At 72.8% G+C, this 17,120-nt stretch carries 11 protein-coding genes; 2 read left to right on the top strand and 9 right to left on the bottom strand.

Annotated elements, in window-relative coordinates; all coding sequences use genetic code 11:
- Positions 1–342: 342 nt before the first annotated feature.
- Positions 343–2,061 (bottom strand): right-handed parallel beta-helix repeat-containing protein, encoded by a 1,719-nt coding sequence (locus IH26_RS0119120; protein ID WP_211268689.1) that lies wholly within the window; start codon positions 2,059–2,061, stop codon positions 343–345.
- A 106-nt stretch (positions 2,062–2,167) separates the two neighbouring features.
- Complete coding sequence (locus IH26_RS0119125) at positions 2,168–5,299, bottom strand: RICIN domain-containing protein (protein ID WP_030437579.1); 3,132 nt, start codon at positions 5,297–5,299, stop codon at positions 2,168–2,170.
- Between the two features lie 124 nt (positions 5,300–5,423).
- On the opposite strand from IH26_RS0119125, the gene IH26_RS0119130 reads away from it, so the two are divergent.
- The gene (locus tag IH26_RS0119130; protein ID WP_030437580.1) at positions 5,424–6,266 is read left to right on the top strand and encodes a PaaX family transcriptional regulator; all 843 of its coding nucleotides are present in this window, start codon (positions 5,424–5,426) and stop codon (positions 6,264–6,266) included.
- Between the two features lie 98 nt (positions 6,267–6,364).
- Here IH26_RS0119130 and IH26_RS0119135 read toward each other — a convergent pair whose 3' ends face one another.
- Positions 6,365–7,885, bottom strand: a complete 1,521-nt coding sequence (locus tag IH26_RS0119135) for a tannase/feruloyl esterase family alpha/beta hydrolase (protein WP_030437581.1) — start codon at positions 7,883–7,885, stop codon at positions 6,365–6,367.
- Positions 7,886–8,000: 115 nt separating this feature from the next.
- Here IH26_RS0119135 and IH26_RS0119140 point away from each other — a divergent pair, with 115 nt between their 5' ends.
- On the top strand, positions 8,001–8,492 hold the full coding sequence (locus IH26_RS0119140; RefSeq protein ID WP_030437582.1) for a carboxymuconolactone decarboxylase family protein: 492 nt from the start codon (positions 8,001–8,003) through the stop codon (positions 8,490–8,492).
- On the opposite strand, the gene IH26_RS0119145 is transcribed toward IH26_RS0119140, so the two are convergent.
- Genes IH26_RS0119145 through IH26_RS62135 form a run of 6 tightly spaced genes read right to left on the bottom strand, consistent with a single transcriptional unit; the run spans position 8,468 to position 16,815 of the window.
- Positions 8,468–9,274, bottom strand: coding sequence for an aminotransferase class IV (locus tag IH26_RS0119145; protein ID WP_030437583.1), 807 nt, complete (start codon positions 9,272–9,274; stop codon positions 8,468–8,470). The genes IH26_RS0119140 and IH26_RS0119145 overlap by 25 nt on opposite strands.
- 11 nt (positions 9,275–9,285) lie before the next feature.
- Positions 9,286–10,479 carry an FAD-dependent monooxygenase gene (locus tag IH26_RS0119150; protein ID WP_030437584.1) on the bottom strand — a complete coding sequence of 398 codons (1,194 nt, stop codon included), beginning with the start codon at positions 10,477–10,479 and terminating at the stop codon, positions 9,286–9,288.
- Positions 10,476–12,080: a class I adenylate-forming enzyme family protein gene (locus IH26_RS0119155; RefSeq protein WP_030437585.1), complete on the bottom strand. Its 1,605-nt coding sequence runs from the start codon at positions 12,078–12,080 to the stop codon at positions 10,476–10,478. Before IH26_RS0119155 ends, IH26_RS0119150 begins: the two co-directional genes overlap by 4 nt.
- A 19-nt stretch (positions 12,081–12,099) precedes the next feature.
- Entirely contained in the window at positions 12,100–13,611 is a 1,512-nt protein-coding gene (locus IH26_RS0119160) for an AMP-binding protein (RefSeq protein WP_030437586.1), read from the bottom strand.
- Entirely contained in the window at positions 13,608–15,716 is a 2,109-nt protein-coding gene (pabB, locus tag IH26_RS0119165) for an aminodeoxychorismate synthase component I (protein ID WP_030437587.1), read from the bottom strand. The genes IH26_RS0119160 and pabB overlap by 4 nt, the downstream gene beginning before the upstream one ends.
- A 13-nt stretch (positions 15,717–15,729) precedes the next feature.
- Positions 15,730–16,815, bottom strand: coding sequence for a putative antibiotic biosynthesis monooxygenase (locus IH26_RS62135; RefSeq protein ID WP_063763707.1), 1,086 nt, complete (start codon positions 16,813–16,815; stop codon positions 15,730–15,732).
- Positions 16,816–17,120 lie beyond the last annotated feature (305 nt).

The raw sequence follows: 17,120 nt of genomic DNA on the forward strand, positions 1-17,120 counted from the left end.
CAACCTCGCGGGCACGGCCCAACCAACAGACGCGACCCAGCGGGCAGACGCGACCCAACCGGCGGGCACGGCCCAGCGGGCGGGCACGACCCAACCCGCGGGCGCGACCCAACCCGCGGGCACGACCCAAGCCCGCGGGCGCGATCCAGCGAGCGGGCACGACCCAACCCGCGGGCACGACCCAAGCCCGCGGGCACGGGCCAGCTATCGGGCACGGACCGACCGGCGAAGACGGGTTCAGCGGGCGGGGCGCGGACCAACCGGCGGGCGCGGGACGGCCTGTGGGGGCGGGCCAACCGGTAGGTGGGCGGTGGCTGGGGTGGGCGGGCGGCGGTGGGGTGGTCAGGATTCGTATTCGAGGGCGCCGATGTCGGGGGCGCCGTTGTAGAGGGGGGCGCCGGCATAGTCGAGGCCGCCGTTGGCGCTGATCGTCAGGCCGGTGTTGATTGCCGCTGAGCCTGGGGTCAGGGCGTAGGCGCGGGCGGTGGCCAGCTGCGGGCCGCTGGTGGGGGTGCCATATGGGCCCGAGACGTTCTCGTTGACGAAGTGGGGGTCGCCGGTTTTTGGGGTCGTGTCGCTCGACGGGATGGTCAGGGTGCCGGCGTAGAGGTTGTTGCCGTAGGTGATCGTGCTGCTTGTGGTCAGGACGGCGTTCGCCTTGGTGGAGCAGTAGATGTTGTTCCGGATCGTGTACTTCGCGCTCAGCGAGCTGCCGTATCCGTACGTCAGATAGCCACTGACATCGTTGTAGACGGTGTTGTTGTAGATGTCGGCGGTCGCCGCCTTGTCCGAATGCAGGTAGATGGGGTAGCGCGTGTTCGATTTCAGCACGTTGTAGCGCACGGTCACGCTGCCGAACGAGAACTGGCAGAGCAGGATGCCGTCGCCGTTGTCGTGCACGAAGTTGTACTGCACGAGCATGTTGGTGGTGGCCTTGTCCGGGTCGATGCCGTTGTAGTCGGCGCCGCCCGCCTTCTTCGACGTCTGGTAGATCTCGTTGTGCTGGATCGTGACGCTGTCGGCGAAATAGGCCTCGATGCCCGAGGTCCCGGCCTGGTAGATGGTGTTCCCGGTGACCACGCCCCCGCGGACGTCGGTCAGATAAACCCCATTGCAGCCGTACGCCGTGTTGGCCTGCGAGATGTAGTTGTTCCGGATCACCACGTTGGTGTGCGGGTGGAACGCCGGGTCGCTCGCCGACGACCGGTTGCCCCAGCCGGTCGCCGTGGCGCCGGGTGCGTCGCCGCTGTACTGCTTCACGACGATGCCGGCGAACGACGTGTCGGAGATCGTGGAGTTCTGCACCAGCAGGTCGTTGAGGATCGTCGGTGCGGTGCCCGGCGCGGCGATGTCCGGCACCGTCGTGTCGAAGACGATGCCGCCCGTCTTCTTGGAGCGGTCCCAGCCGGTCTGGAACGTGACACCCGGCGCGTTGCCGGTCGTATCCCCGCCGATCCAGTTGACCTGACCGCTCACGTCATGGACGTAGACGCCATCCACGTACAGGTGATTGAGGGTTTGTCCGTTGTCGCCGTCGATGTGGATGCCGCGCAGGTCCTTCAGGTTCGCGCCGGGCGTGCCGGTGGCCGGTGCGATGTTGGTGATCTCGAGGCCGCGGATCTCCCAGTACTGCTGGTTGTGCAGCTTCACGGTGGAGGTGACGCGGCTGGCCCCGTCGATCCGGGGCCGGGCGCCGCTGCCGTAGGCGCCGAGCACGATCGGGCTGCCGGTCGCGCCCGACCCCTTCGGCCACAGCTGGCCGGACCAGACCTGTCCGGCCTTGAGCAGGATCTGGTCACCGGCGTGGAAGGTGGTCGCGTTCACCTTGGCCAGCGACTTCCACGGCGCCGCCGAGCTGGTGCCGGCGTTCGCGTCGTTGCCGCCCGTCGCGTCCACATAGAACGTCACGGCGGCGGCGAAACCCCCGCGATGCGCCGAGCCAAGGGCCGCCGAGCCGAAGGCCGCCGACCCGCTGGGCGTCGACCCGAAGGCCGCCGACCCGCTGGGCGTCGAGCCAAAGGACGTCGACCCGAAGGCCGTCGCCGTCAGGGCGAGAGCCACGGACAGAAGACGATGAAGTGCGACCATGGCGCGGTCTCCCCGGTTGCTCAGAAAAACGCTCAGGTAAACGCTTTCCGCACCATGGTCGGCACTCAATCGAGCACTGTCAATGCGTTACCACTCGGTAGACCATCGTGTGCGCGCCGTCCTCGCTGGTCGTGGTGATCTCCCAGCAACCGCCGGCCCGCCTTACCACCACCGTGGCGTACGGATCGGTGGCTGTCCCGGTCACCGTCACCGGGCCGTGGTGCGACACCTTGACCCGGTACGTCATGACGGACGGGTCGAAGCCGGCGATCGGCACGCCACCTACTTGGATGCCGTCCAGCCGGGCGTCCGACGACACGCCCGGCACCTTGGCGAAGACCTGCAACTCGGCCACCGTCAGATAGCCGTTCGGGACCGCGGTGAGGACCAGACACACCGACCGGGCGCCGGACGCCGTCACCGGTACGTCGACGGCCAGGGGACTCGCCGTGCCCACCGGAACCACCGGCCCGGCCGCCACGCAGCCGCCGGACTCGCCGGGCACGCCCGCCTGCACACTCGCGGCCAGGCCGCCGCCGGAGGAGCTGTCCCGATAGAAGTGCACGACGAGGTGCGACACGTCATGCGCCTGCGGCAACGTCACGGTGAGCGTGTCCGAGGCGTTGCGCCCGGACGGCTTCCAGTTCGACCAGGCCTTGTCCATGGTGTCGCCGTTGACCAGCCCGGCCGCCGAGTAGCCGCTCTCGGTGAACGACGCGGCGACCGTCACCCCCGCATCCGTCGCGACGTCGGCCTCGCCCGGCGGCGCCACCTGCACCCGTACCGTCGCAGGCAGTTTCGTCCCGTCGACCACGGTGGCGGTGCCGGTCAGCGTAGCCACCCCGAGCTGGTCGAAGACCGGCGCCGGGTCCCAGACGACCGGCAGATCCGCGCGGCCCCCTTGCCGCCCCACGCCGACCACCGTGGCGGGCAGCGCCGGCGTCCCGCCGGGATAGGTCTTGGCGCGCCCCGGCTCGGTGGACGTGAACGTGTCCACCGTGACCTGGGCGACCGCCCGCTGCCCGCGCCCCGCGACGTCGACGGCGGTGCCGGTGACGCGCACCGTGCCGGCCGTCCGCCACCGCCCGGCCGGCGGCAGCTGCCAGGTCACCGGCAGCGTGCGCCGCTCGCCCCCAGCGGTCGTCCCGGTGACCGTCCCGGGCAGGTCCGGCACCCGCCCCGGCACCGTGTAGGCGATCGTGGTGTCGATGCCCGCGACCGTGTCATCGCTCAGCCGCCACCGCTGGTTGGGCCCCGAGGTCGGCTGGTAGACCCCGACGGCGGTGCCGTCGGCGACCGCCTGGCCGGGCACGTCGATCAGCTGCCGGGCCGCGACGTTGATGAGGGTGTACGTGCCGTCGCCGGTGGTGGACAGCACCCACTCGGCCGCCTCGTCCGCCGCCCCGGCCGGCTCGGGTCCGAGCTTGCCGTTGCGCACCGCCAGCCGCTGCCCGGTGCCCGCGTTGGTCACCTCGTACCGCGCGCGGTTGCCGTCGCCGCCGGCGAGCCGGCGGAAGGTCCACAGCTGGCCGGCGCTCGCCACGTCGGTGGTGCGGATGGTCGCGTCGGCCGCCAGCGACCGCCCGCTCTGCACGCCCGCGAGGCGGTACGTGTGCCCGGACTGGAACTGCGGGGCCGCCGCGGCGGTGGAGAGCAGGCCGCGTACGAGAAAGGTGGTGACCGACTGCGCCGGCACGGTGAGCGCGGCCCGGTGGTCGCTGACCCGGACCGGCGTGCCGGTGACCAGCTTGCCGTCCGCGCTGGTGACCACCGGGGTGACCGTGGCGGACGGGCCGAGCGCCGCGAACTTCGACAGGTCCACGGTGACGGCCTGCGGCGCGCTGGTCGCGTTCGCGTGCACCACCGTGACCGCGTGCCCGTTCTTGGCGATCGCCGCGAGGCTGTGGGCGTCGCTCACCTGCACCATCCGGTCGCCCGGGCGGATGTAGTGGGTGAAGTTGCGGATCGTGTCGTACTTGGTGTTGGTCTGGATCGGGCAGGTCTGCAGGGTGTCGGTGGCGGTGCAGTCGAACGGGACGTGGATCTCGCCCCACTGCAGGTTGCCCTCGGCCACCATGTTCTTGGCGTCCTCGATCGGCTGCCACAGCACCCAGGCGGACGGCTCCAGCTCGCGGATGTCGTCGATCATCTGCTGCGCCATGCCGAGGCCGGAGTCCATGCTGGTGTAGTCGTGCCCCCAGCTGCCCTCGATCTCGCTCATCCAGAGGGGCTTCTGCTCGGCCTTGGCGATGTCCCGGACGCTGGTGCGCTGGCTGGTGCCGTACGTGTGCACGTTGATCCGGTCGACCGCGGCCTGCCCGGCGGCCGGGTAGCCGTACCAGTCGGTGACCAGCGTGCTCGGGTTGGTCTCGTCGGGGGACGACACGATCGCCCGGGTCGAGGCGGTGGCCAGGCGGCGCTGGACCGCCTGGGTGACCTGGGCCTGCAGCGCCGGTCCGGCGTGCGCGCCCTCCTGCCGGCCGCCGGTCGGCTGCCCGTCGGCGCCCAGCGTGGTCTTCCAGTACGGCGTGTTCGGCTCGTTGAGCGGCTCGAGGCCGGCGAACTTGATGCCGTACTGCTTCTCCAGGTGGTCGGTGACCCGGACGAGGTAGTCGGCGTACTGGTCGACCCGGTCGGCGCGGATCTGGTCGTCGGAGGCGTTGAACCCGCCACTGACGTACCCGCTCACGGTCTGGAAGTACGGCGGCGAGTTGCTGAACGCCTCCCAGCCGGTGACCCGGTTCTTGATCTGCTGCACCCACCAGCGCTGGTTCGCGTCGGCCGACCAGTTCCAGTCGGCCGGGTCGTCCGGGTTCCACCAGTCCTTGTCGGCCGGGCCGTGCGACTCGGGCGCGTTCCAGTAGCCGGGTACCGCGCCGCCGGGCCGCAGGTAGTCGCGGACCGTGGGGGCGTTGCCGCCGCCGATGTTGTAGCGGGCGATGTTCAGGTCGAGCCCGTCCGCCCCGAAGACCATGTCGACGAGCTTCTTCCGGATGGCGTCCGGGTAGCCGCCGGTGGCCTCGGCCATCCAGGCGAGGCTGGTGCCCCAGCCCTGGAACTCCGGCTGCCGGTAGGAGGGATCGATGGTTATGGTGACGGCCGGCGTGCCCGCGGCGGCCGAGGTGTCGGCGGAAACGGCCGGTGCCGCGGCGGGAACGCCGATCAGACCCAGCCCGAGGGTCGCCGCAGCGGCGGCGATGAGAAGTCGCATGATCTGCCCTTCGCCGATGTTTACGTAAACATCGAAGGTCCGGAGTGTTACGTCCCGGACCGGCCGCCGTCAAGACATGATCCGTAGCATGGTCGAGATGTCCGAGCGAGCGAGGAGGGACCCGATGCCGGTACGGACGGCGGAGGCCGAGGCGGCGCCGACGCTGTCCCGCCGGCACGCCCGCGGGTCGGAGAGCGCCCGGGGCCTGCTGCTGACCGTGCTCGGCGAGCTGGTCCTGCCGGCCGGCGGCGCCGCGCTCACCTCGGCCTTCATCGACGTGCTCGGCCGCTTGGGCGTGGAGGAGAAGGCGACCCGGCAGGCCTTGATGCGGACTGCCGCCGACGGCTGGCTCGAAACGGAAAGACAGGGCCGCCGTACGGTGTGGACGCTGAGCCCGGACGCGCGGCGGCTGCTCACCGACGGCGCCGAGCGCATCTACGGCTTCCACGGCGTCCAGCCCGGCTGGGACGGGCGGCTGCTGCTGGTGCTGGCCCGCGTCCCGGAGACCGAGCGGGCCGCCCGGCACATGCTGCGCACCCGGCTCACCTGGGCCGGCTTCGGCAGCCCCGCGCCCGGCGTGTGGATCAGCACGCACCTCGACCGGGCCGCGGAGGCCGAGCGGGTCCTCGACGAGGCCGGCCTGCGCGACGACGCGCAGATCTTCCGTGCCGAGCACCAGGCCGGCGCGATCGCCACCATGGTCCGGCAGGCGTGGGACCTCGACGAGATCGAGCGGCGGTACGCGGAGTTCCTCGCCGAGTTCGCCGGCGAGCCGTCTCCCGACCCCCTGGTCCGGGCGATCCAGCTGGTGCACGCCTGGCGCCGTTTCCCGCAGATCGACCCCGAACTGCCGGCCGAGCTGCTGCCGGCCCGGTGGAGCGGAACCCGGGCCGCGCAGTTGTTCCGGCAAAGCCACGAGCCGTGGGCCGCCGCGGCCCGAGCCGAGTGGCAGCGGAGCGGGTCGTGACGGCCGCAGGGTCTGTGTCGTAGTGGGGGCCGGAGCGAGGCGAGGTCCAGGCGTCGTCTGGGCCACGCCGCTGCCCGTCTGCCACTACGACACAGACCCTAGGACCGGCGGCAGGTGAAGCTCGACGCCTGGGTCACCGGGCCGTGCCCGCGGTAGGCGGCCACCGCGGGATAGCGGCAGATCGGCCGGGTCTGCACGACCGTGCCGGTGGCGTCCCGGACGATGCCGGTGAGCACCTGCGGCGCCTGCCCGTGCTCGACCCAGGCGACGAGCGCGCCGAGCGGGTCGGCCGGCTGCGGGCCCGGGCCGCCGGCACAGTGCGCGACGCCCGGCGCCAGGAACAGCCGGGTGAAGTCCGCGGTGCCGGGCGTGGCCGCCATGAAGCGGCGGTAATAGTCGATCGTGCCCTGCGGGAAGATCAGCTGGTCGGCCTGCCCGTGCCAGATCAGGAGCTTGCCGCCGGCGTTCCGGAACGGCCGCAGGTCGGGGTCGGCGGTGCCGATCACCGCGTCGTACATCCGCTTCGACTGGGCGAACAGCTGGTCATAGCGCTCGTACGTGGTGGTCGTCCAGTCCCAGGACGGATTCCGCTGCACCCAGGTGCCCAGGTGGGTCAGCGCGATCGGGAAGGGCGCGCCGCCCGCCGCGGTCGTGTTGGCCAGGCCCGCGAAGGAGGCCCCGGGCCGCAGCCCGTACCAGAGGAAGTCGCCCTCCACCGAGCGCGGCCCGGCGAGGATCCGGGCCACCGCCGACGCGTCCGTGGCGGTGATGACGCCGCACGGCGTGGCCCGGCCGATCAGCGAGCGCGGGTCGAACCGGCAGCGCGCCGGGTCGCCGATCACCCCGTCCCGGACGCCGTCGCCGACCGTGTCGCAGGCCGCGATCGCCGCCGCCTGGAACGCCTCGAACTTGCACTGCGGCAGGAAGTCCCCGGTCCGCAGCATCACCAGCTGCGGCCAGAACTCGGCCGGGATGAACGTGGACCAGTTGATCGCCGGGGCGGCCGACAGGATCCCGTCGTAGTCGTCCGGGTAGCGCTGCGCCTCGGACAGGCCCTGGCGGCCGCCGGTGGAGCAGCCGTTCCAGTACGCGTGCCCCGCCGGCCGGCCGTAGAAGGCGGCGGTGACCGCCTTGCCGACCACGGTCATGTCATGGATGCCGAGGTAGGCGAAGTCCCGGATGAGCTGCCAGTCGAGCCGGCCGCTCGGATCCAGCGCGAACGAGCCGTCCACGCCGGAGTGACCGGTGTCGGTGGACGCCGCCGCGTATCCCTGTGCGACCGGCGCGGCCAGCGCTTGCGGGAAGCCACCCACATATCCCCCGCCGCCGACGCCCTGGAACCGGCCGTTCCACCCGGACACCGGCAGCCAGACGTAGATGTTCTCGACGTCGCCCGCCGGCGGATGCGTCACGGTCGCCTCCACCTGGCAGGTCTCCGGGACCCCGCCGCCGGCCGGGACGACGACGGCGCTGGTCACCGTGGTGTTCGGCAGCCGTACGCCGGTGAGGCTCGAGCAGGACGCCGGGGCGGCGAGCGACCGGGGGCTCGCGGCGGCCGGGCCGGCGACGAGCAGCGGCACGGCCAGCACCGCGGCGGCCGCGACGATGGACATCTTCATCGATGGCTCCCTGGGTGTCGGGAACGACGCGATCGGCACCCATCCTCTACTCATCCATTGCGACTCGTCAATGCAACGTAGCGAGACGGGCCCGGTCGCGAGCTAGGATCTTGAGATGACAGTGGATATCGATCTCCCCCGGGTCGCGCTGAAGAAGGTGACGCCCCAGGTCTCGGCCGCGATGGGCGCCCTGCACGCCGCCGCGGTGGCCGCCGCGAAGGACGCCGGGGTGGAGCCGGAACTGCTCGAGCTGGTGCGGATCCGGGCGTCGCAGATCAACGGCTGCGCCTTCTGCATCGACATGCACACCAAGGACGCCCGCGCCGCCGGCGAGACCGAGCAGCGGATCTACGCGCTCAACGCGTGGGCCGAGACGCCGTTCTACTCCGAGCGGGAGCGGGCCGCCCTGGCGCTGACCGAGGCGGTCACGCTGATCGCCGGCGACCGGGTGCCCGGCGACGTCTACCGGGCCGCCACGGAGGTCTTCAAGGAGGACGAGGTGGCGGCCCTGATCTGGGCGGCCACGGTCATCAACGCGTACAACCGGATCGCCATCAGCACCCGGATGGTGCCCGGCGGCTATCAGCCGGCCAAGACCTCGTCCTGAGCCGCCGGCCGGTCCGGCAGCGGCTCGGCCTCCCCGTCCAACCAAGCCTGCCAGGCCGGCGCGCGATGCGCCGGCCCGGCCAGAATCGGCGCCTCCACCCACCGGGTCACCGGACGGATCCCGTGCAGCGCGTTGACCAGCCACGCCTCGCGGCCGTTGAGCTGGGTGGGCGGCCGCCGGCGGTAGGTGACGGGCACGCCGAGCTCCCGGGCCCGGTCGAGGATGATCGCGCGGGTGACGCCGGGCAGGAGCGAGAGGTTGGGGGCGGGCGCGCACAGCCGCCCGCCCTCCCACCACAGCACGCTGGCGTTGGCCGCCTCCAGGAGCAGCCCGCCGCGGCTGGTCAGCAGCGCCTCCTGAGCCGAGCGCCGGGCGGCGCCGGAGCGCAGTTCGGCCAGGGCCGCCAGGTCGGGGCCCTTGCGCCGGGGCACGGTACGCGGATCGCCGATCGCCGGCACCCAGACCCGCACGTCGGCGGCGAGCGGCGGGGCCGGCCGGACGCGCAGCCGCAGCGCGCCCTCGGTCAGCTCCACCCGCGGAAACCAGAGCCCCTCTCGCGGCAGCGCGTCCAGCACCGCCCGCCAGAACGGCCACAGCCGGTCCGGCGGCACCTCGGCCGCCTCCGCGCAGGCGGCGAAGAATCGCTGCCGGTGCCGCTCCAGGCCGCGGACTCTGCCGTCCCGCACCAGCCAGGAATCCGCCGCGAGCAAGGGACCACCAGCCGGGCCGGCGGCCGGCTCCAGTCCCGCTTCGGGCCGCCACACAAGAGGTACATCGGTCATCGGTCCTCCTTTCAATAGCGGCCCGGCGCGACGTGCCGGGGTCCGTACGGGGCGTGCTCCAGCCAGGACCCGCAGCGCGGCAGCACCGGAGCCAGCGCCGCCGCGGCGTGCTGTTTCGCCCGCATCAGCCGGCCGGGCCGCAGATGGGCCAGGGCCGTGCCGGCCGCCCGGCCGTTGAAGAGCGCCGCGGCCCGCCGCCGCTCGGCGAAGGCGTCCACCGCCGCGGCGGCCCCGGCCGGCTCGGCCAGGGCGGTGGCGATCGCCTCGGCCGCGGTCTCCGCGTCGGCGATGCCGCTGTTCATGCCGCGGGCGCCGAACGGCGGGAACAGGTGCGCGGCCTCGCCGACCAGCAGCACCCGGCCGGAGGCGTCGCGGAAGGCGTCCGCCACCACCTGCAGGAAGCGGTACGTCGACACCCACAGCACCCGGTCGGCCCAGCCGGGCCCGACCACCTCGGGCAGCCACCGCTGGACCGCCTCCTCGGTGCCGTACGCCGAGGGCGGGTCGTCGTCGCGGCACTGCAGGTCGATCTGGAAGCCGCCGGCGAACGGCACCCGCAGCACGGTCCGGCCGTCCATCGCCGGGTGCTCGTAGTGGAACACCCGCTCGACCGGCAGCCCGCCGTCCGGCCGGTCCGCCACGTCGACCACCACGTGATGGCCCGGCGACCGGTCGCCCTCCAGCTCGATGCCGACCGCCGCGCGGACCGCCGAGCGGGCCCCGTCGGCGGCGACCACGTAGCGGGCCTGCCAGGCGGAGCCGTCCGCGGCGGTGACCGTCACCGCGTCGGCGCCGGCGGTCACCTCGGTCACCCGGGCTCCCCAGTGGAACGTCACGCCCGCGTCGCGGCAGGCGTCCATCAGGAACCGCTCGGTGTCCACCTGGCGGAGGCTGGCGAACGGCGGCAGCCGGCCGGGCCGGCCCTGGGCGAAGGTCTGCGCGTACACCTCCCGGCCGCGGTACAGGGTGCGGCGGGTCCGCCAGACCACCCCGTACCGGGCGATGCCGTCGCCGAGGCCGGGGCTCATCCGCTCCAGCGCCGCCAGCGACTCGCGGTGCACGAACAGGGCCCGGCTGCCGGGCCGTACCCGGTCCTCGGGGCCGGCCTCCAGCACGGTGACCGGCAGCCCCCAGGCGCGCAGCGCCAGCGCGGCGGCCAGGCCGACCGGCCCGGCGCCGACGACGAGAACCGGGAGCGGGCTCAAGCCGCGACCCAGTTGCCGGCGAGGGACCGCCCCTCGGTGAACAGCTTGGCGATCTCCACCCGCTTGATCTTCCAGGTGCCGGTCCGCGGCAGGTCGTCGAAGCGGCAGAACACCGGCTCGGCCAGCAGCGGCAGCCCGGCCACCGCGTTCTGCCAGCGCTCCGGCGACAGCGGTTGGTCGTCGCGGGTGCAGACCACCGGCACCGGCTCGCCGGAGCCGCCCGGCACGATGACGATCTCGCGCAGCTCCTGGAGGCGGGACATCAGCACGTCCTCGAGCTCGAGGTTGCTGTCCACCGAGTCGATCCGGTCGATCTCCCGGTCCTCCAGGTAGAGCGTGCCCCACTTGCCGATGCTGCCCACGTCGCCCATCCGCCACCAGCCGTCGTGCAGCTGCTCGGCGTACTGTTCCTCGGCGCCCAGGTAGGTGAGGATGCGGCCGCGGGTGCGGGCCTCGATGTGCCCGTGCTCGCCGCGAGGCAAGGGCTTTCCGGCGTCGTCGACCACCCGCACCCGGGTGAAGCCGGGCAGGCCGATGCCGACCAGCCGGCCGTTCGCCTTGGCCGCGCTCGACCGGGTGAAGAAGCGGGCCGCGACCGGGCCGGTCTCGCTCTGCCCGTACAGCTGCATCAGCCACGGGCGGCGGCGGGTGGACGCGCCGAGCAGGCGCTGCACGGTCCGCGGGTGGATCGCGTCGAAGGTGCTGCCGTAGTGCCGCACGGTGGAGAGCGGGCGGTCCGGCGCTTCGGCCAGGTCCTCCCAGAGCACGAAGGTGTTCGGGTGGGTCTCCACGATGCCCGGGCGGGCCTTCGCCAGCAGCGGGCCGACGCTGCGCGGGTCGTGGTCGACCATCGCGAGCAGCGGGCTGCCGTTGCGCAGCAGCACGCCCAGCAGATGATAGAAGCGGGAGTGCACGTACGAGATGCAGATCGCTGCGGTCTCGCCCCGGGTCGGCCAGCCCATCACCTTCTGCGGCACGAGCCGGTTCCACATCGCGTTCGCGCAGTGCACGGCCAGCTTGGGGATGCCGGTGGTGCCGGAGCTGTGCGTGATCAGCGACGGCTCGCGCACCGCGAGATGCACCGCCGGCCGCCGCTCGGCGCCGTCGAACTTGGCCAGCGGCATCCCGCCCGCGTCGTGCGCCGCGCGCTCCGCGTCGGCGCCGACCACCAGGATCTGCCGGGTCAGGCCGGTCAGCGGCAGCCCGTCGAGCCGGCCGCCCAGCTTGGCCGCGTCGGTGATCAGCCACGGCCGGTCGAGGCGGCGCAGCAGCTCGCCGGCGACGGCACCGTCCAAGGTGGGCGACAGCAGCGCCGGCACCGCGCCGATCCGGGACAGCGCGCAGGTCAGCAGCGCGAGATCGAAGTTGTCCGACTTGTAGAGGGCGACCCGCTCGGTGGGCCGCACGCCGGCCGCCCACAGCTGCGCGGCGAGCGCGTCGACCAGATCGGCGATCGTCCGGTAGGTGTGGTCGAGCCCGGCGGCGACCGCTACGTCGAGCGGCTTGTCCAGGGTGACCGTCACCCCGCCGTGCCGCTCGCGGGCCTGCTCGAACATGTCGCCGAGGTAGAACCCCCGGCCGGAGAAGAAGCGTTGCACCATGACGGAAACCCCTTTCCTGCTACCAGGAACCGGTGCGGACGATGTGCCGGCGCAGCTTGCCGGTCGGGGTGCGCGGCAGTGCCGGCACCAGCCGCACGGTGCGCGGCACCTTGAAGGGCGCGAGGCGCCGCCGGGCGAGGCCGATCAGATCGGCCGCCAGCTCGGTCTCGTCGGAAGCGCCGGCCGGCACGACGAACGCGCGCAGCCTGGTCGCGCCCGTCTCGTCCGGCACGGCGGCGACCGCGACCTCGCGGACCCCGGCATGCTCGGCGAGGACCGTCTCCACCTCGAGGGGCGACACGGTGATCCCGCCGACCATCTCCATGTCGTCGACCCGGCCGAGGTGCCGGTAGGTCCCGTCGGCGCCCCGCACGGCCCGGTCGCGAGTGGACAGCCAGCCGTCGACCAGGACCCGCGCGGTCTGCGCCGGGCGGTTCAGGTACTCCCGCAACAGCGTCGGGCCGTGCACCCAGAGCTCGCCCTCGGCACCCTCCGGCACCCGGCGGCCGTCGCGGTCGCGCAGCTCCAGCTCGAATCCGGGCACCGGCCAGCCCATCGTGCCCGGCGCGTTGCCGAACACGCCGTTGGCGCAGAAGGCGTGCCCCGCCTCGGTGGAGCCGATCTGCTCGTAGACCGGCACGCCGAGCAGCGCGGTGACCCGCTCGCCGAGCTCGCGCGGCAGGGTCTCGCCGGCCGACACCGCGGCCCGCAGCGAGGAATACGAGGAACGCCGGGTGCGCTCGACCAGCCCCGCGTACGCCGAGGGCACCGCGTACAGCATCGTCACCTTATGGCGCTCGACCAGCTCGGCCACCTCCTCGGCGGGCGGCCGCCCGGCCACCAGCACGGCGGCCGATCCGGAGAAGAGCGGAAAGACAAAGGCATTCCCGAAGCCGTACGCGAAGAACAGCTTGGAAACCGACAGCGTGACGTCGTCCGGCCCGATCCCGAGCACCGGAACGCCGATGGCGGCGTGGTAGAGCGGCAGGTCCCGGTGGGTGTGCACGACACCCTTCGGCTCACCGGTGGTGCCGGAGGTGTACTGGATGTAGAGCGGGGTGTCCGGGTCGACCCAGTGGGCGCCGGCCGCCCCGGCCGAGCGGGCCATGGCGAGCAGGTCGGCCACGTCCAGCGCGTGGTCGAACCGGCCCAGCAGGGCGGTCTCGGTCACGCAGAGCCGGGGCCCGCAGTCCTCGGCGAGCACCTCGTGGTCGGCGACCGTGAGGGCGGGGTTGACCAGCACGGCCACCGCGCCGAGCCGGGCCACCGCGAGGAAAGCGGTTACCCAGCCGATGCCGTCCGGCAGGGCGAGCAGCACCCGGTCGCCGGGGCGCACCCCGTGGTCGACGAGCACGCTCGCGGCGCGGGCGGCCAGGTCGTGCACCTCGCCGTGGGTCCAGACCCGGTCGCCGGTGAGGAACGCCGGGCAAGGCAGCCAGCCCTCCCGCTCGGCCAGCTCGGCGAGGTCGGCGGCCACATTGACCGGCCGGACGGACGGCGAAAGCGGCGGGGGTACGGACAGGACACTCATCGTTTGGACTCCGCTCGGGGAAGGGCCGGAGCGACCGGGTTGATGCCGCGCAGGCCGTGCGCGGCCGCGGCGGCCCAGTACGCGCGGATCGGGGCGGCCATCTTGAGCAGCATCTCGTCGTACTCGGCGACCGGGTCGGAGTCGAGCACCACGGCCCCGCCGGCGCCGATGTGCATCCGGTCCCCGGCGAACACCGCGGTCCGGATCACGATGTTCAGGTCGGCGGTGCCGTTGCAGCCGAGGAAACCGATCGCGCCGGAGTAGACGCCGCGCGCCTGGGTCTCCAGCGAGTCGATGATCTCCAGGGTGCGCAGTTTCGGGGCGCCGGTCATCGAGCCGCCGGGGAAGCAGGCGCGCACGCAGTCGATCGCGTCCAGCCCCTCCCGCAGCCGCCCGCGTATGGTCGAGACCAGCTGGTGCACGGTGGCATAGCTCTCGGTCGCCATCAGCTTGGGCACGTGCACGCTGCCCACCTCGCTGACCCGGCCCAGGTCGTTGCGGAGCAGGTCGACGATCATCAGGTTCTCGGCCCGGGTCTTGGGGTCCTCGGCGAGCGCGTCGCGCAGCCGCTCGTCCACCTCGGGCCGCTCGTCCCGGTGCGCGGTGCCCTTGATCGGCTTGGTCTCCACCATGCCGTCCCGGTCGATGGTGAGGAACCGCTCGGGCGACGAACTGGCCACCGCGAGATCGCCGAACTGCAGATACGCGGCGTACGGCGCGGGGTTGAGCCGGCGCAGCAGCAGGTGGTAGCCGAGCGGGTCGGCGGTGGCCGGCAGCCAGGCGGCGTTGGTCAGGCAGATCTCGTAGCTCTCCCCGGCGAGCAGCTGCCGATGGCACTCCTCGATGTCGGCGAGGTAGCGCTCGCGCCCGCGGACCAGCCAGGGCTCGACCGGGGGCGAGGCAGTGCCGCTACCGGCGCCTGGTCCTTCGGACGGCGCGGAGAACCCGGGCAGCTCACGCAGGTACTGCATCGTTTCATCCAGCCAGCCGGCGGCGCCGGCCCGCCCCTCGGCGGTGTCCTCGGCCAGGCAGACCAGGTAGGTGCGCCGCTCCTGGTGGTCGACCGCGACCAGCCGGTCGGCGAACAGCCAGCAGGCGTCCGGGGTGGCGGCGCGGTGCTTGTTCGGCGCGCCGCAGTCGCCCTTCATCTCGTAGCCGAAGTAGCCGACGTAGCCGCCGGTGAACGCGAAGGGCAGGCTCGGGTCGTCGTCGACGGTGCGCCGGGCCAGCTCGTGCCGCAGGTAGTCGAAGACGCTGCCGGCCACCAGTTTCAGCGGCTCCCCCGGGCGCTGCACCTGGGTGGTGCCGGCCGACACGTCGTAGCTGACCCGCTCGGCCAGCGGGCCGTTGCCGTCGCCGAAGAAGGAGAACCGGGACAGGCCGGGCTCGACCCGGGAGCTGTCCAGCCAGAAGGCGTTCGCCGAGCGGGCGAAGCGGCGGGTGAACGCGACCTCGGCGTCGACGTGCACGGGCAGGACGCGTACCTCGAGCTTGTACGCGGTCCTGCCGGGCGCGGTCCAGCCGGGGGTGAGCCGGCGGGTGCGGCTGAGGTCGCGGAAGTTCGCCAGCAGCCGGTGGCCGTGCTCGGTCAGCACCGACTCCGGGTGGAACTGGACTCCCCACAGTGGACGCTCACGGTGCCGCAGGCCCATCAGCACGCCGTCCTCGGCCCAGGCTGTCGCTGCCAGCGAGGCCGGGAGGGGTTCCCGTACGCGCAAGGAGTGGTACCGGACGGCGGTGAACTCCTGCGGGATGCCCGCGAACAGGCCCCGGCCGTCGTGCCGCACCCGGGCCAGGTGGCCGTGCCGGGCCTGCGGCGCCTGCTCCACGGTCGCGCCTTCGAGCACGCCGATGCCCTGGTGACCCAGGCACACCCCGAGCACCGGCACGCTCGCCTCGGCGAGCACCCGGGCGGACAGCCCGAAGTCGCGTTCCTTGGCCGGATGCCCCGGCCCGGGCGAGATCACCACGTTGTCGAAGCGGCTCAGGTCGGGCGCCTCTTCGTCGTTGCGTACCACCACCGGCTCGGTCCCCTGCACCTGCGCGATCAGCTGGAACAGGTTGTAGGTGTACGAGTCGAGGTTGTCGACCAGCAGTGTTCTCATCCAGGTTCTCCCGTCAACGCCGGTATTGCCTGATCGGCCGCCATTCCGGCTCGTCGTACTCGTCCTGCACCGCCGGCAGGATCTCGGTGGCGTCCCGCTCGCGGTACCACCGGCCGGGCTGCTGCTCCTCCCAGTAGCGTTCGTCCGGCTGCGGCTCCTCGCGGTAGCGCCGGGGTTCCGGCTCGGGCTCCGGCTCGGCCGCCTCGCGGTACCAGGAGCCGGATTCCTGCGGCTCGCGGTACCAGCCGCCGCGGTCCTGCTCGCGATAGCGAGGCTCCGGGTCGTACGAAGGGTCGTACGAGGGTTCGGGCTCCTGCCGGCGCGAGCTGTACCACGGCGCCGGCCCGCCCGGGGGCTCCCGCCAGTCGTCGTCGGGCCGCTCAGCGGGCCGCTCGCGGGGCGCCACCTCGGCCAGCCAGGCCGGCCCGGCGTCCCCGCCGCCGTACCCGAAGTCGGCCGTCGCGGTCTCGCCCCCGCTCCAGCCGCGCTGCCGCCGCCCGATCGCGATCCGGCCACCGCCGCCGGGCGGTTCCGGCGCGCCGACATCGACGCCCTCGGCCTCCAGGGGCGGCGGGTTGAGCCAGTTCCGCAGCAGCCGCAGCAGGCGGGGCATCATCACCCAGGTGACCACCGCGGTCACCGCGACGCACAGGGTGAGCGTGCGCAGGACGGCCGGCACGCCACCGAGGTACGGGATGACCGTCAGGTTGAACACCAGCACCGGCGGGAACACGGCCGCCAGGGTGACCAGGGCCGTCTTCCACTTGGGCGGCGGCGTGGCCATCCGCGACGACAGGTCGAACCAGGCCCGTACGCCGGTCGTCCGCTTGGTCCGGGCCGGCTGGGCGAAGCTCGACGCCGACCGCACGAGGCGGGCCCGCGCGGGCGACGCCTCCCACAGTTTCGCGGCCTCCGGGCTCGACCAGCGCGACACGACGTGCCAGTCGTCCCCGGTCTCGCCCGGCGCGAGGATGCCGCCGCCGAGGTACTCGACGTACTGCGCGGCCTCCTGCAGCATCGCCATGGCCCAGTCGCTGAAGGCGTCCGCACCCCCGGGTGTCACCTGGTACGCCACCGTGACCGTCACCGGCTCATCCACCAAATCCCACCTCCGGCGAAGGAACAAACGCCACGGTTCCTAACTGATGCAGAAACGGCCGAATGAGGCACCGGGAATCGGTCACGCACCTTCGACCATGGACTGCTGTGGCGGTTAGTACGGCCCGCGTACTTCCAGGGTTCAAGCTTCAACCGAGAATTCTGCGGGTTACCCCGGGGTGTCGAAGCGTAGCGGCTCCATTGTGGCCCCATCACGGCTCTGACCTGCGGATATTTCCTTCGGGAGCTGATCTTAAAGAAGACTTCAATAAGCCGTCCTTGCCGATCGCTCGCCGCCGGGCGCAC

The sequence above is a fragment of the Actinoplanes subtropicus genome, assembly GCF_000721705.1.
GTDB lineage: Bacteria > Actinomycetota > Actinomycetes > Mycobacteriales > Micromonosporaceae > Actinoplanes > Actinoplanes subtropicus.